This is a genomic window from Gluconobacter vitians, assembly GCF_015244565.1.
GTDB classification, from domain to species: Bacteria; Pseudomonadota; Alphaproteobacteria; order Acetobacterales; family Acetobacteraceae; genus Gluconobacter; species Gluconobacter vitians.
Genome location: NZ_JABCQG010000004.1, coordinates 177,801 through 192,494, shown reverse-complemented (window position 1 = coordinate 192,494; position 14,694 = coordinate 177,801). Strand labels below are relative to the sequence as shown.

The window sequence follows — 14,694 nt, the reverse complement described above, 5'->3', positions numbered from 1 at the left end:
TGGATTGTTTTGGGGTTGGGTTATATCATTGCCCAGTCCAAGGATGTGGGGAACTTAACAAGTTCTTGCCAACGGCAGGCAAAGCGGGTAGCAACCCGCTGCTATGCGAAGGATATCCCCTTTCATTTCAGGCAGTACCGCACGGGCTCTGCTCGTCAGTGTGCTGATTCTGGCCGGTGGCTCGCTGTCTCCGGCGCGTGCGGAAAGCACACGAAACCTCCCTCCCCAGCCGGAGCGGGTGGGGGATGAAACCGCTTTTGCCGAAGCCCGTCCCGCCCTTGGTGGCGATGGCGTCGTCTCGCTGCCCCATCCGCTCACTGCGGCCATGGCCAGCCGCTACCGGCTGATCTTCCAGGCCCAGCGGGAAGGTAATGCCCGTATTGTTCAGGACCAGATGCGTCTGGTGACGGATCATGTCCTGCTGCCGGATGTGCTGGCCGAGCGTTATCTGGCGCCGGGTGCCCATCCGGCAGCAGAACAGCTCCGCGAATGGCTTCATGATTATGCTTCGCAGCCTGACGCTGCGAACATTCAGGCACTGCTTCTGAAGGTTGCGCTTCCCGGGACCGTACAGCCGCAGTCCTTCATTCACCCGCTCGCACCCGATGCGCGTGCTGATGATGTGAAGGGAACGTCTGCACCGGCCGATCCGCTGATGCATGCCTTTGCACGCAATCCGCTGCTGGACCGGACGGTTCAGGAGCGGGTGCTGACAGGTGTGCGCGGTGCGGAAAGTGCGCTGCATCTCGTGGACATTACGCCAGGAATGACAGCGCCTTATGCGGCCCAGCTTTACGGTGAGGTCGCGCTGGGCCTGCTATCACAGGGGGAGACCCTCCTGGCTCTGCGACAGGGCAGTGCGGGATTTGGCCGTGGCAAGAGCCAGGTCGGGCTTCCGGCTTACGTGGCCGGGCTTGCGGCCTGGCGTGAAGGCCATATCGAAGCGGCCTATGATCTGTTCCAGTCTGCGGCGAATGCCCCTATTACGGTGGTTGAGGTCCGTGCCGCGGCTGCGTTCTGGGCGGCGCGTGCCGAAGGTCGGCGTCATGACATGACGGGCTATGTGAAGTGGCTGCATCGCGCGGCCATTCATCACGAGACATTCTACGGCATTCTGGCATCCCAGACGCTTGAACTTGGACGGCACGGTCATGCGCGTCTGCCGGACGGGGGCGTGGAAGTCACGCTGCACGATCCGGTGCCCGTTCTTGCGGAAATCGATGTCGAGGCTGTGAGCGCCCTTCCGCAGGGCCGTCAGCTTTTTGCACTGCTGCAGGTCGGTGAGCGGATGCGGGCCGAAAACCTGATCCGGCGCATGTGGATGGATGTTGCAGCGGATAGTGCACAGTCGCGTTCGCTGCAGCTTGTGGCGCAGGCAGCGGGTTATGAGGATCTGTCCGAACAACTCGCCTCTCTCATCATGCATCAGGAAGCGCAGGTGACGAAGCCGTCGCCGCTTCCCCTGCCGTCCCTGAAGCCCAGCCATGGCTTCCGGATGAATCCGGCGCTGGTCTATGCCCTGACGCGGGTTGAATCCAATTTCGACCCGTCGGCGACGTCAGGTGCGGGGGCGCATGGTCTCATGCAGATCCGTCCTGTCACGGCCAGCTTCGTGACCACGTCGCACATGACCTATGACGCGCATGGTGTGGCGGTAATCCCTGTTGCGCCGGATATGGTCAGCCGGCTGCACAATCCGTCCTCCAATCTGGAGATCGGACAGCTTTACGTGCTGTATCTGGCGAACCAGTCGAGCCGGGTTGCGACGGTTGCCCCACCCGAAGGCGGAGATCTGGTTCGGGTTCTGGCGTCCTATAATGCCGGCCCGGGCGCGATTGCGCGTTGGGAAGGCGCGCAGAAAGCGGACATGCATGATCCGCTGTTCTTCATGGAAACGCTCCCTAGTGGTGAGACGCGCGATTATGTCCATCGTGCCCTGACCTACACCTGGCTTTATGCGCATCGCATGGGTCTGCCTTCGCCGTCGCTGAAGGCGCTGACACGCTCCGAATGGCCGTCTTTTGGAGAAGAGCAGGCCATGGCGCATGAGCGGATGGCACTGAACTGAGTCTTTCGACCTGATTGCATAAAAAAAGCCCGGCACTCACGCCGGGCTTTTTTTTATGTGCTGGCCTCTCAGAGAAACTCGATCAGGGCGATGCCGCCTGCGATCAGGAGGAGAGCGCCCAGAAGGACCAGAGCCAGACGCTTCTCGATGAAATCGCGGATGGGTTCACCGAACGTGCGGAGCAGGGCGGCTTCGAGAAAGAAGCGGGCGCCGCGGGTGACGATACTGGCCGCGATGAAGGGCAGCAGCGAGAAATGGGCGGCCCCGGCAGCCAAGGTGACGAACTTATAGGGGAGCGGGGTCAGGCCCTTGGCGAGGATGATCCACACGCCGTAATGGCGGAACATGGCCTCAAGGTTCAGGATGCGCTGATCAGCATGATAGAAATGCGCGATCGGCATGCCGATATGCTCCATGAGGAACGCGCCAAGAATCCAACCGATCAACCCGCCCGCGACACTGGCCAGCGTACACACGAAAGCCAGAAACCAGGCCCGTTCACGGTTGGCGAGCAGCATGGGGACGAGCATCAGGTCCACTGGCAGCGGAAAGACCGAGGCCTCTGCCATCGCGACAATGACCAGCCACCAGACGGCGCGCGGAGACGCGGCGAGTTCGGTAATGCGCGTGTACAGCAGTGTCAGCATGGCGGTCGGGTGTCCTGTGAGGGCGTACAGGCTGTCCTAGCCGTCCTGCTCACGCTTGAAAATCCGTAACCCTGCGCAACGTGTGTTCGGGCCAGGGAACGGGTTATAGAAAGCGGAACCGTTCTTCCGGAGTGCTGCCGTTTCATGGACAAGATCCTTCCGCCGTTCCAGCGTTATTCCCTTGTGGCCAGGATGTTTCACTGGAGCATGGCGGCGATCATCATTCCGCTGTGGCTTCTCGGGTTTTATGTGGGACGGATCATGCCGCATGCGGCGACGCCGCAGAAGGCGTTCCTGCTGCTGATCCACAAGGAAATCGGACCTTTCATCATCGTCCTCACCGTCCTACGGCTTGTCTGGCGGGCGACGTATCGCCCCCCTGTTATGTCGGCGGAGATCCCTGAAGAAGAGCGTCTGGCGGTTCAGGTTGGGCATTTCGGACTGTATGCGATGATGCTGGTCGTGCCGTTAACAGGATGGGTGCGGAGTTCAGTTCATGGTCTGCCGATCCCGATGATGTGGGTCGTCAATCTGCCGCCTCTGGCGCATAAGGCACCGGTTTTCGTGCCGCTGGTGAATGTGCTGCACCAGTTCTCGTCATGGGTTCTGGGGGTGCTGATCGCCGGGCATGTGATTGCCGCGCTGCTTCATCGCTATGGTCGCAAGGACAGCATCATGGACCGGATGCTCTGAATCCTGATCCATAGAGTGTGCTGTAATTTGATCGTGTTCTATTGGATTATGAAAATGAGCAGGCAAATTATATAAAAAGCATAAAATATGATTAGAAATAGAATAATTATAAATAATAACAGGATTATATTCCCTGATATGTGTTTATAAATGAAAATATTTCTATGATTAAATATGATATAAACAAATAGAAGAACTGAAACCGCAGCCAGAACCGCCAACGAAAATTCCATCATCGGGTTTGACCTGATTTTGTTGGGTCATCGACAGATCTGGTGACCTCTTTAACAGCTCGCATGTCTTCGTATCCTGATGGATCAGCACTCTGCCGATCCATCAGAACTTTTCAGAATTAGCGAGGGGCAGCAGGCTTCTGCACCGGAAAGGCCTCCGGCTTGAGGTCCATGCGCGGATGGTCGGCCATGTCCTTGCGGAGCCAGGCGATGGCGGCGTCGAGCTGCTGATCCTGTCCGTTGAAGGTGGCGACCGGCATGTTCTCGACCTCGATATCCGGAGAAACGCCTCTGTTCTCGACCAGCCAGTGTCCGTTCAGGTCGAAATACGGGTTTTCGGCCGTACGGGCATTGCCGTTGTCAATCAGACGGTCTCCGTCAGACAGCCAGACGCCGGCACCCGCCGTGCGCTCGCCAAGCAGCGGGGCGATGTGCAGGGACTTGATGCCCTGCGAGAAAGTCTCGCCGTCCGAATAGGTCATCTCATCGGAGAGGACGATCAGGCGGCCCTGAAAGGACTGCTGCATGTCCACCGAAGGCGCATTGCCGTAGCGGCCCCAGAACATCCACGGGCGACGCATGAGCTGGGTGAGGACCCAGCTGTCGATATTGCCGCCCGTATTGCCGCGGACGTCCACGATCAGGCCATCCTTGTCGATATTGGCATAGAACTCGCGGGCGAAGGCTTCCATGTCGTCCCCGACCATGGACTGCAGATGCAGATAGCCGATGCGGCCATGGCTGGCCCGATCGACGACATCCGCCCGCCCGACTTCCCAGTCCCGCGCACGCAGGTCACGCTCTTTCATATAAGGAACAGGGGTTACGATGACCTTGTGTTCCTTTCCGGCGCGCGAGAGCGTCAGGAGAACCTGCTTTCCGGCCTGATCGGCAAGGAGCGAACCCAGATCGGGCTGTCCGGCCGTGGGCTGTCCGTTGACGGCGACGATCAGGTCTCCATCACGGGCGTCCACGCCGGGGGCGGCGAGTGGGGACTGCTGGTCCGGGAGGTCGCGGTCGCCCTGATAGATGTGGTCGATGCGAAAGCCGTTATCCTCATGCGTCAGATGCGCGCCAAGACCCGCGATGAGGCTGGAGGCTGGTTGATCGACGGTCGTGGGCGCGTGGAGCTGCGAGTGCATGGCGCCGATTTCCGCCACCATCTGGCCGAGCAGATCGTCGAGATCCGCACGGTCCCCGAGACGATCCACGAAGGGCGCGAAATGGGCGCGCACGGCTTTCCAGTCCACGCCGTGCAGGTCGCGGTCATAGTAATGATCGCGGTGCAGACGCCAGGCATCCACGAATTCGTCCGACCACTCCTGTCCGGGGTCGATCCGCAGGCGCAGATGGTCGAGTTCGATCTTCTTGCCGGCCAGTTCCTTGGGCTGCTTTTCGCCTGCCGGCGTCAGGAGCAGGTCAGGAGCGTTCTTTCCCTTGCGGCTGAGGGTCAACAGGGTCTTGCCGTCGGGCGTGATGTCGAAATCCGATATCTTCGCGGCGTAGGTTTCGATCTTGTGTTCGTTATTGTCGATATGGATCGACTTCAGATCGCCCGGACCATCGCCTGAACCGGAGCTGTCGATGGTGAACAGATAGTCGTCAGAGACGCCAAGACCACTATAGTCCCCGGCCGGAACCGGAGCCTGATACAGACGCATTGTAAGGCCAGCCCATTCGATGGCGGGAAGGGGCTTCTTTTTGTCTGTATCCTTCTTCTTGGCATCCTTTTTGTCGGCGTCAGGCTTTTTGTCCGCCGTGTCCAGCTCGGTGGCGGGCTGGAACGGGAAGCGTTCGCCAGCCTGAAGGGCCAGGGCATAAATGCCGGTCCGTTTCGGGAAGGCCGGGCCGATATTGCGGTCACCCCAGGGTGAACCATTGGACAGCGAGAAGGTGCGGTCTGAAAGGAACCACAGCCATTTCCCGTCCGGAGAGAAGCTCGGCGTATAGGATTCGTAGCGCCCGTCCGTGACCCAGTTCGTCTGGCCGGTGGCGGGAACGTAGAGTGCGATCTGACGACGCAGGTTTGCACCACGGGTGCGCACGAAAGCCAGAACATGGCCGTCCGAGGACCATGACAGGGAGTCGAAGACGTTGGTGCCGTCTTGTGTGGCGTTATCGACGAGCTTGTCGGCCTTCGTGGAGAGGTCCGTCAGCCACAGCCGGCCCAGAAGATCGGTATGGGCTGCGTATTTTCCGTCCGGCGAAAGCGAAAGGATCACGGGTTCAGTCGGTGACGGCTGGCTGATGGCTTCGCCCTTGCCACTGCCATCCGCTGCAAAGTGCCACAGGGCGGAATCGCCGTTGACGTCGCTGAAGGCGATGACGGATTTGCCGTCCGGCGTGATCTGGGCGAGGCGCAGGCGCACATTGTCCGGGGTAGCGAGGACGACGACGCGGCGCGGCGAAGCGCCTGCGACAACGACATGTCCGCGCATGGTGAAGGCTGCGGTCTCACCTTTGGGGGAAATGGCCGAGGCCGTCAGGAAGCGCGTGGGCTTTTCCAGCCAGTACGGGCTGCGGGGCAGGTTGTCGGAGGTCAGGTCCACTTTGATGGGGGTGGTCGCGCCGCTCGCCAGATTGAAATCGAACAGGTCCGCGCCCTTGCGCATCACGATATGGTCGCCGGAAATGGAGGCTTCGAGGACGCTGTAATCCGTGAAATGGGTAAGCTGCTTTGCGTCCGTGCCGTCCGTGGCGAGGCTCCACAGATTGTAACGGCCGTTCTCGTCGGAAATGACAATCAGCCGGTCGCGCCAGGGCATCGGGCGGATGAGGTTGGCGTCATGCGTGCCGATGCGCTCGGCTTCCTTGCCGTTCTGAAGATCGAAACGCCAGAGCTGGGACAGGGCGCCACCGCGATAGGCGCGCATGTGATCGCCGGTCGTGGCGAGGCCGAAGCGGACCGCATAGAGCCAGCGTCCGTCCGGGCTGAGGGCAGTATCATTGACGCCGGAGAGCGGAAAGACGTGCTTTGCGCTGGTCTTCGGATCAATGGCGGTGACGGTCTGGGTGTAATATGGCCCCGTGGCGGCGGGGGCAGCATAGAGGATGCCGGCATGGGCGTCCCAGCCGATGATCTTCAGGCGGGCAACGTTCTCGAATGTCAGGCGCCGGGGTGTGCCGCCACTGCGGGGCATGACATAGATTTCGGTCGGACCGTCGAAATTGGCGGCAAATGCGGTCTGGGTGCCGTCCGGGGAAATGACGGGGTGCGGATCAATGGCATTGGCCCCCTGCGGGACGGTTGTCAGGCGCTGGGCCTGCCCGCCCGCGAGGGGGACGCTCCAGACGGACTGTTCGGCATTGAACAGGACGGTCTGGCCGGAAATCGAGGGTTCACGCAGATAGCCCGGCTCGGCCTGAGCAATGCCGAGACTGAAGCCCATCAGGGCTGCGCAGGACAAAAGGGAGCTTCTGAGCGACGGGCGTTGGGGCATGGTGATGATCTCGATGTGAAACGAATATGGTCCAGTCGTTTCACAAAGGAGTCATGTCGTCAAAGGCCTGCGGATGACAACCTGTTAAGGTATGACACGTCCTTCAGCCCACGGCAGCCTTAAGGCCCTGTCCGGCAGCAAGAGGGCACAGCGGCAGGCAGGCGAAGAGGCACGCTCCCAGCAGATCCAGACTGGCAGCAGGTGATGTTGCAAGCTGTCCGGCATAGGACGAGGCCGCGCCGAAGATCAGCACAGGCGTTGCAAGCGGCAGGACCAGAAGTGGCAGCAGCACGCCGCCACGCCGCGCGCCAAGCACGATCGAGGCTGCCATGCCGCCCAGAAGCGAAAGGGACATCGTGCCCATCGCAAGGCCGAGCAGCAGGAGCGGAAGTTCCGAGCCTTTGACACCGAGCATGATGCCGAGCGGGATGCTGGCGATCAGCAGCGGCAGGCCGGTCGTCAGCCAGTGTGCCGCCATCTTGGCAAAGGCCACGGCGGCCGGGGCCGGGCCGGTCAGCATCAGCAGGTCGAGGGAGCCGTCCTCAAGTTCCGCTCCGAACAACCGGTCCAGCGGGAGCAGGCAGGCAAGCAGGGCACAGACCCAGATGATACCTGGCCCCATGTGTCGCAGCAGGTCCGGCGAAGGGCCAAGTGCCAGCGGGAACAGGCTGCCACATAAGATAAAGAACAGCAGAGAGGCCAGCGTGTCGGCGCCGAAGCGGAATGCCAGACGGAGGTCACGGTCGATCAGGGCAAGAAAAGCAGTCATGACAGCCAGAAGGACTCTACATGCGCGAGCGAGGGCAGCTCGTGCGAGCGGGTGTTGTCTAGGGGAAGCGGGACATGCGTCGTGACGATCATGGCACCACCCTTGGCGCGATGGGCTGCCATGACGGCACCGAGACGTTCAATGCTGGCGACATCCAGCCCGACGGTCGGTTCGTCGAGCAGCCAGAGCGGCGCGCCCGAGAGCATGACGCGGGCGAAAGCGGCGCGGCGCTTCTGCCCGGAAGACAGGAGGCGTGCCGGAAGATCGGTCAGATGGGTGAGGTCCAGCGCTTCAAGTGCGTCAGACAGACTGTTCGTGCCGAGCTTTTCAGCCAGAGCCAGGTTCTGCGCCAGTGTCAGTCCGGGCTTGAGCGCATCCTGATGGCCGAGCCACGCCAGGTCGCCATAGCGGATGACTTCCCCTGAATCGGGGCGACGCAGGCCGGAAATCGTGCGCAGGAGGGTGGATTTTCCGGCCCCGTTCGGGCCTGTCAGGATCATGGCATCCCCGGCATCCAGCGTCAGCGACACGCCATCAAGCACCAGCCGGTCTCCACGGAACACCGTGACGTCCTCGACATCGAGCAATCGTCCGGGAACGGGGGGCGTGGGGAAGTCAGACGGGCTGGTCATCAAAGGGTCTCATGCGCGGGTTCGGCTCTGTCCCGGTGTGTGTCTTTCTGTTTTAGAGACCCTGCGGACGTGCTTCGCAAGGGCCGGGCTCCGGTTGGGCGGAATATGATGATCGTATGAATTGTGGTGCGTGCTGTATTAAGGTCTCGATACACTGGCGCAGGTCCGTTATGAGGGCTGCGCGGTCATGTGATCGTGCGTCTCTTTTTTCGAGGGTTTCCGGAACTGGCTGATCTGGTGCTGCAGGCGAGTGGTATCGCCAAGTCCTTTGGTGGGAACGAGGTTCTGAAGGGCCTGTCGCTCGACGTGGAGCGCGGCGAACTGATCTCGATGATCGGGCCTTCGGGATGTGGCAAGTCCACGTTTCTGCGCTGCCTCAATTTTCTGGAACATCCGGATGCGGGCTCTGTCCGGATCGAGGATGTGACGGTCGCGTGCACGGGGAAGCACTGGAGCCGCGCCAACGAGGCCGAGGCCCATAAGCTGCGGTCGCATGTCGGCATGGTGTTTCAGGCCTTCAACCTGTTCCCCCATCGCACGGTGCTGGACAACGTCATGATGGCGCCGATCCAGGTCAAGAAAATGTCGCGTGACGAGGCTCAGTCCATTGCCTGCGAACTTCTGGCGAAGGTCGGGCTTGCAGGTGTGAAGGACCGGTATCCGGACAGTCTTTCGGGCGGTCAAAAACAGCGCGCCGCCATTGCGCGCGCTCTGGCGATGAAGCCGTCCGTGATGCTGTATGATGAACCGACATCCGCGCTGGACCCCGAACTCTCCGAGGAAGTGCTGTCCGTCATGCGTGCGCTGGATGATGAGGGCATGACGCAGTTAGTCGTGACGCATGACATGCGTTTCGCGCGCGCGGCCTCGGATCGTGTTCTGTTTGTCGAGGGCGGGGAAATCGTTGAGAGCGGTGATCCGGACCTGATGTTCGCCAACCCCCAGGAGGGACGGACGCGCCGGTTCCTGCGGACGCTGCTGTGATGAAAAAACTTTTCGTACTTCTGCTAGCGCTTGCCATCAGCCCCGTTTCCATCGCGCTGGCAGACGCGCCCGCTGCATCGCAGGAGCTGCTCTGGGCGTCGGACGGTGAGGCGAATGTGCCTTACGTCTTCCACGACCCGGCCCATGAATCCCAAATGACCGGCTTCGAGTACGAACTGGTCAACGAGATCGCCGCACGGATGCACCGGAAGGCGAAGTTCATCCAGAATGACTGGGACGGCCTGATCCCCGGCCTGTCACGCGGACTGTACGGGATGGTGCTGGACGGCATCGAGATGACGCCGGAGCACAAGGCCGCCGTGCTGTTCTCGCGCCCCTATTATGTGACGAGCGAGCGCATCATCGTCCGGCATGACCAGAGCGGTCTGGATACGATGGACGCCCTCAAGGGGCATACGGTCGGGACGATCAAGGACACCACGGCCGAGCGGATGCTGCGCAGGCAGGGCGGCTCTAACGTGCGCTCTTATGAAGAAGAGACGAATGCGTTCTCGGATCTGCGGAACGGGCGGCTGGATGCGATCCTGCTCGATGCGCCGATTGCCCTGTATTATGGCAGCATCTCGCCGGACATGAAGCTCGTGGGCGAGCCGATCGGCAGCATGGAATACGGGATCGCGTTCTCACCGGAGAACCGTGCGCTGCGTGATCAGGTAGATGCGGCGCTGGGCGAAATCATTCAGGACGGGACATTGCACCGCATTCTGGCGCGCTGGAACCTGTGGACGCCCCTGATGGCGAACTACACGGGCGACAACAGCCAGCCGGATATCGCGCCGACGGAATGGGACCATTACCGGCAGGCCATGGCGAACACGACCGGCAGCGGCTGGCATGTTCTGGTCCGGCGCTATGTGAGTTTCCTGCCGCTGATTGGGCAGGCGGCGCTCATGACGCTGGCGGTGTCGGCGCTGGCTATGGTTCTGGCCGTGGCACTCGGGCTTTTGCTGGCGCTGGCCCGGCATTACGGCGCAGCGCCGCTGCGTTTCGTGGCGGGCGTGTATGTCGAAGTGGTGCGCGGTACACCGCTGCTGATTCAGGTGCTGTTTATCTTCTATGGACTGCCGGCTTTCGGCATCCGTCTGTCGCCGTTCATGGCGGGTGTGCTGTCGCTGGGCCTGAATTACGCGGCCTATGAGGCGGAAAACTACCGCGCCGGCCTGCTCTCCGTGCCACGGGGGCAGATGGAAGCGGCGATTGCGCTGAACATGACGCACTGGCAGGCGCTGCGGCTGGTGATCGTGCCACAGGCGTTCCGGACGGTTGTGCCGGTCATGACCAATGACTTTATTTCGCTGCTCAAGGACAGTTCGCTCGTCTCCGTCATTACACTGACGGAGCTGAGCCAGACCTATGTGCGGCTGTCGTCTACATATTACGATTATTTCGGAACGGGGATCATGGTCGGTCTGGCCTATCTGCTGCTCGGGCTGCCGTTTGTGCGGTTGGCGCGGATGGCGGAGCGGCGGCTGGGCCGTGGGTTTTCAGGAACCGGGCATCACTGAATAGGGTGCTCGGCCATGTTCAGGCCGGACGGGGAGCGGAGGGGTCGTTGATCAGGGGCGGGACGAGCGTTGCCGTGTCCAGCGTGCCGTCAAATCCCTGACGCAGGACGCGGGACCAGCCGATCATCCAGCGGTCAAGCGTGTCGATGAACTGGGCGGCGTCCGGGTTCTTGTGAACCGAAGCCTTGTTCCAGTATTGCGGCGGGGCGAGCAACTGGCGTGAGCCATGTTCGATCGGGGCGACGAGCGTTTCCACCGTTTCGATATGGGCGGTGTTCTTGCCGGCCACGGCCGCATGATACCACCCAACATTGATCATTAGGCTCGGGATCGGGAAGCCGAGCGTGCGCATCCGGGAAAATGCGGCCGTGATGAACGGATCGGTGCTGACGCTCTGGTTTTCGAGGACGGCATTGCTGGTGTAGCTGCATTCCTGCGAAACCCCGGGCTGTTCGGAAATATGAGCCGCATAGTCGCGGTCGTCATGGCACGGTGTTTCGAGCTGTTCGGCGAGTTCGGCCGGGACGGGCTGCTGCGTGGCACGCACCACGATGACGCCGGAGACGACGCCACGATCGGTGCGGGCCAGAATCTGCTGGGACAGTTCACCATGAGCGCCGCTCCGGGCAGTCAGGATCGGGTGCCAGTCACCGGCCGGAAGCGGGAGGGTGCGTCCGGCGATCATGATGCTTCCGTGCTGCGCGATGCCGGGATCAGGGACGCCGATCTGGTCTCCTGCTCCGGGTGCGCCGCCGGGTCCGGCAGCAGTCTGGTCGGCCTGCTGTCCGGCTGCTGGCGCTGCGCCGGGCAGGTGCCCCGGCAGCCATGGCATGGCTTTCTTGAGTGCCGGAGTGGGATAGAAGGCGGCCATGCCCAGCGCGCCTACCGTTACGATCACGCTTGTGCGCCACAGGGGCGCGCGCCGCCAGAGCCGTCCGAATGCCGTCATGGGTCAGTGGCTCATCCGGCCGAGCTGGGTTTCGGTGTCGTTTGCGATTTCGGTGATAACGGTGCCGTCCTCCTGCGTAACGAGCCGGACGCGCTTGGCACCCTGCTGACGGGCCACGATGAGGCTTTCGCTGACCATGTCCTCAATGGAGCGGACAAGATCACGCGCGCTGGCCCCGGTACCGAGGTTCTTCTGTTTGACCATGACCTGAAACAGGACACCGGCATCGATACCGCCTGTTTCCACATGCAGGCCGTAGCCTTCGATCATGGCTTCGATTTCGAGAGCTGCAACGCGGGCGAGGTCCAGTCCACGCAGGGGGCGGAAGATGAAAATGCGGTCCAGACGGTTGAGAACTTCGGGCGCGAAGCCGGACTTGCGCAGGGCTTCGACCGACTCGGCGCGCATCTTTTCGGGCTCGTTGACGAGGCGGTCGGCGATTTCGGTCAGGGCTTCGGTCGCGACATTGGACGTCAGCATGAAGATCGCGCGGGTCGTGGAGACCTGTTCCCCCGTGGAGGCTTCGGTGACGTGACCGTCGTTCCAAGCGGTGAGGAACTTCTTGAAGACGTCTGGATGGGCCTTTTCGATTTCATCGAGCAGGACCACGGCATCCGGCTTGTCCTTGAGGCCACCTGTCAGTTTGCCGAAGGTATCGGACCCCACATAACCCTTGGGGGAGCCGAAAAGCTGGGTCGCGGCATGAGCGCTGGACATCTGTGTCATGTCGAAATGCAGCAGCGGGCGTTCCATCTGCTTGGCCATCTGCTTGGCCAGATAGGTCTTGCCGGTGCCCGGAGGGCCGGCGAGCAGGAAGATGCCGACAGGCTTGCCGCGGACCTGCAGGGCCAGGCGACGGCGCATCTGCTGGGCGATGTCCTCGCAAACCTGGTCCTGTCCGATGACGCGGGCGCGGAGGGAAGCGGCCAGTTCGTCGGCGTCGATGACGGTTTCACGCTGTTCGCGGGCCATGAGCTCTTCAAGGGCTCCGCGGTTTGTCAGACGGCTGAGAACATCCATGATGAGACCTTTCCTGCGGCGCAGTCCGCGACGCGCCAGTTTTTCGGCTGACGTTTCATACGCCAGTCCCGTGACTGCCAGAAGGGCGCTGATGCCTGCCAGCGGAAGATAGAAACGCCGTCCCCATTCGATGGCGGCCCACAGCCCGTTCAGCGACAGGTGTAGCATGACCGCAACCTGAATCACTGCCAGAATGAGGAAGGCCGCCATCATCAGCGGCATGGCCCGGTTGAGCATGGGAACGAGGGACTTGAACACCGGGGCGGTTCCTTACTGGACGATCACGTTAAGCAGGACGCGCTGGTCAAGCGTCGTCAGGGCGGGCAGGGCCTGCGGACCAAGTGCCGTCAGCGCGCCGATGGTCAGGGCCGGTGCATGGGGCATACTGACGGGAGCAATCAGGATCTGTCCGGCTTCAACAATGGGAATAACCAGATGCTGGAACTTGCCCGTCAGGATGACACGCTGCGTCAGGCCCGAGACCGTGACATCGATCGTCTGCCCCACAGCGCCGGAAGCGTCCAGAACCGGCATTTCCACCAGGCGCATCTTGCCATCTTTGATCGCCGCAAGGATGCGGGCGCGGTCGGCCGGGCTGAAGCCGCTTTTGGCAAGGGCGGAAGGGGCCTTCGCGGGAGAGAGCATGGACAGCTGGACGGCGGCGGTCTGCGCGGCAGGAACGGCCGGGGTGTTCTGGGCCGGAGGGGCAATTGCCGGGGCAGGTGGTGTGGTCGTGTTATGGGTATAGAAAAAGGCACCGGCCCCGACCGTCAGGGCCGCGATCAGCCCGCCTCCGCCCCACAGCGCCCGGCTTCTGGACGCGGGTTCAGATGGCAGGGGCTGCGGGCTCGGTTCTGGACGGGGCTCTGGCTGGACAGTCATTTCGAAACCATCTCACTCCCGACGGCGTCCAAAGACAAGGGCTTTCGCGGCATAGGAATGTAAACAAATCTTTCGACTCGCCCAATGAATAAGAGCTTCCGGATCAAAGGGATTTGCGTTCCTCTTGCGTCTGGTGGGGAGGTGACTTACATAGGGCATATTCCATTCATCTTCCGCTCATTTGGGGGGTGGCCCTGACGGGCCGCCTTTTTTGTCTTGTCTCAGCAGAACGCCTCTTCCGACATCGAACTGCCCCATCTCACGGGGCTGGAAGCCCGCATTGCGGAGCGGATTGCGCCGACGCTTGCCGATCTGGGCTATGAGCTCGTGCGTCTGTCCGTGCTGGGACGCGATACCCCGACGATCCAGATCATGGCGGACCGTGCGAACGGCTCCCTGATCTCGGTGGAAGACTGCGAACAGATCAGCCACGCCGTGGGTGCCATTCTGGACGTTGATGATCCGATCCCCGGTGCGTGGATGCTGGAGGTCTCGTCCGCAGGGATCGACCGGCCGCTGACGCGCGCCAAGGACTGGGAACGATTCGCCGGCCATCTGGCAAAAGCCGAGCTGGATGTTCCGCTCAATGGCCGTCGCCGTTTCTCGGGCACCGTTATGGGGGCACGGGATGACAATGCCATCATCCGGCTGGATGATGGAACCGAGGCGGTTCTGCCGCTGGTGGATATCCGCAAGGCACGTCTGGTCCTGACGGATGCGCTGATCGAGGCGAGTGCAGCCCTTGCAGGGCTGGACTCTGAAGGGGAAGATGGCGGGGAAGCGCGCCAGGCGCCCAAACTGAATCCGAAGAAGCCGGGAAAGAAGTGATGACCCGTCTCATGCTGGCTGGA

At 61.7% G+C, this 14,694-nt stretch carries 12 protein-coding genes; 5 read left to right on the top strand and 7 right to left on the bottom strand.

Annotated elements, in window-relative coordinates; translation table 11 throughout:
- Nucleotides 1–103: 103 nt before the first annotated feature.
- The gene (locus HKD24_RS04925) at nt 104–2,068 is read left to right on the top strand and encodes a transglycosylase SLT domain-containing protein (RefSeq protein WP_194259263.1); all 1,965 of its coding nucleotides are present in this window, start codon (nt 104–106) and stop codon (nt 2,066–2,068) included.
- A gap of 68 nt (nt 2,069–2,136) precedes the next feature.
- Here the strand turns inward: HKD24_RS04925 and HKD24_RS04920 are convergent, their stop codons facing one another.
- Nucleotides 2,137–2,715 (bottom strand): YqaA family protein, encoded by a 579-nt coding sequence (locus HKD24_RS04920; protein WP_194259262.1) that lies wholly within the window; start codon nt 2,713–2,715, stop codon nt 2,137–2,139.
- A gap of 144 nt (nt 2,716–2,859) precedes the next feature.
- Here HKD24_RS04920 and HKD24_RS04915 point away from each other — a divergent pair, with 144 nt between their 5' ends.
- Nucleotides 2,860–3,408, top strand: a complete 549-nt coding sequence (locus HKD24_RS04915) for a cytochrome b (RefSeq protein WP_194259261.1) — start codon at nt 2,860–2,862, stop codon at nt 3,406–3,408.
- Nucleotides 3,409–3,760: 352 nt separating this feature from the next.
- On the opposite strand, the gene HKD24_RS04910 is transcribed toward HKD24_RS04915, so the two are convergent.
- The 3 genes from HKD24_RS04910 to ccmA all read right to left on the bottom strand — a co-directional run bounded on the left by HKD24_RS04910 (nt 3,761) and on the right by ccmA (nt 8,482).
- Nucleotides 3,761–7,081 (bottom strand): S41 family peptidase, encoded by a 3,321-nt coding sequence (locus tag HKD24_RS04910; RefSeq protein WP_228124169.1) that lies wholly within the window; start codon nt 7,079–7,081, stop codon nt 3,761–3,763.
- A 103-nt stretch (nt 7,082–7,184) separates the two neighbouring features.
- Nucleotides 7,185–7,850 carry a heme exporter protein CcmB gene (ccmB, locus tag HKD24_RS04905; RefSeq protein WP_011253095.1) on the bottom strand — a complete coding sequence of 222 codons (666 nt, stop codon included), beginning with the start codon at nt 7,848–7,850 and terminating at the stop codon, nt 7,185–7,187.
- Nucleotides 7,847–8,482, bottom strand: coding sequence for a heme ABC exporter ATP-binding protein CcmA (gene ccmA / locus HKD24_RS04900; protein WP_062269228.1), 636 nt, complete (start codon nt 8,480–8,482; stop codon nt 7,847–7,849). The genes ccmB and ccmA overlap by 4 nt, the downstream gene beginning before the upstream one ends.
- A 189-nt stretch (nt 8,483–8,671) precedes the next feature.
- Here ccmA and HKD24_RS04895 point away from each other — a divergent pair, with 189 nt between their 5' ends.
- Together HKD24_RS04895 and HKD24_RS04890 are read left to right on the top strand one after the other, a co-directional pair.
- Nucleotides 8,672–9,466 carry an amino acid ABC transporter ATP-binding protein gene (locus tag HKD24_RS04895; protein WP_407646350.1) on the top strand — a complete coding sequence of 265 codons (795 nt, stop codon included), beginning with the start codon at nt 8,672–8,674 and terminating at the stop codon, nt 9,464–9,466.
- On the top strand, nt 9,466–10,992 hold the full coding sequence (locus tag HKD24_RS04890; protein WP_194259260.1) for an ABC transporter substrate-binding protein/permease: 1,527 nt from the start codon (nt 9,466–9,468) through the stop codon (nt 10,990–10,992). The genes HKD24_RS04895 and HKD24_RS04890 overlap by 1 nt, the downstream gene beginning before the upstream one ends.
- A 19-nt stretch (nt 10,993–11,011) precedes the next feature.
- Here HKD24_RS04890 and HKD24_RS04885 read toward each other — a convergent pair whose 3' ends face one another.
- From HKD24_RS04885 to HKD24_RS04875, 3 genes are read right to left on the bottom strand one after another with little or no spacing between them, the layout of a single operon-like run.
- Complete coding sequence (locus HKD24_RS04885; protein WP_194259259.1) at nt 11,012–11,941, bottom strand: hypothetical protein; 930 nt, start codon at nt 11,939–11,941, stop codon at nt 11,012–11,014.
- A gap of 3 nt (nt 11,942–11,944) precedes the next feature.
- Nucleotides 11,945–13,198, bottom strand: a complete 1,254-nt coding sequence (locus tag HKD24_RS04880; protein WP_194259305.1) for an AAA family ATPase — start codon at nt 13,196–13,198, stop codon at nt 11,945–11,947.
- A 33-nt stretch (nt 13,199–13,231) separates the two neighbouring features.
- Complete coding sequence (locus tag HKD24_RS04875; RefSeq protein WP_194259258.1) at nt 13,232–13,843, bottom strand: hypothetical protein; 612 nt, start codon at nt 13,841–13,843, stop codon at nt 13,232–13,234.
- A gap of 216 nt (nt 13,844–14,059) precedes the next feature.
- On the opposite strand from HKD24_RS04875, the gene rimP reads away from it, so the two are divergent.
- A complete protein-coding gene (gene rimP, locus HKD24_RS04870; RefSeq protein WP_194259257.1) occupies nt 14,060–14,671 on the top strand; it encodes a ribosome maturation factor RimP in 612 nt (203 codons plus the stop codon).
- Nucleotides 14,672–14,694: the final 23 nt, after the last annotated feature.

Coding starts and splice junctions, on each gene's coding strand:
- HKD24_RS04925 (WP_194259263.1), top strand. CDS start 104: ATGCGAAGGATATCCCCTTTCATTTCAGGCAGTACCGCACGGGCTCTG.
- HKD24_RS04920 (WP_194259262.1), bottom strand. CDS start 2,715: ATGCTGACACTGCTGTACACGCGCATTACCGAACTCGCCGCGTCTCCG.
- HKD24_RS04915 (WP_194259261.1), top strand. CDS start 2,860: ATGGACAAGATCCTTCCGCCGTTCCAGCGTTATTCCCTTGTGGCCAGG.
- HKD24_RS04910 (WP_228124169.1), bottom strand. CDS start 7,081: ATGCCCCAACGCCCGTCGCTCAGAAGCTCCCTTTTGTCCTGCGCAGCC.
- ccmB (WP_011253095.1), bottom strand. CDS start 7,850: ATGACTGCTTTTCTTGCCCTGATCGACCGTGACCTCCGTCTGGCATTC.
- ccmA (WP_062269228.1), bottom strand. CDS start 8,482: ATGACCAGCCCGTCTGACTTCCCCACGCCCCCCGTTCCCGGACGATTG.
- HKD24_RS04890 (WP_194259260.1), top strand. CDS start 9,466: ATGAAAAAACTTTTCGTACTTCTGCTAGCGCTTGCCATCAGCCCCGTT.
- HKD24_RS04885 (WP_194259259.1), bottom strand. CDS start 11,941: ATGACGGCATTCGGACGGCTCTGGCGGCGCGCGCCCCTGTGGCGCACA.
- HKD24_RS04880 (WP_194259305.1), bottom strand. CDS start 13,198: ATGCTCAACCGGGCCATGCCGCTGATGATGGCGGCCTTCCTCATTCTG.
- HKD24_RS04875 (WP_194259258.1), bottom strand. CDS start 13,843: ATGACTGTCCAGCCAGAGCCCCGTCCAGAACCGAGCCCGCAGCCCCTG.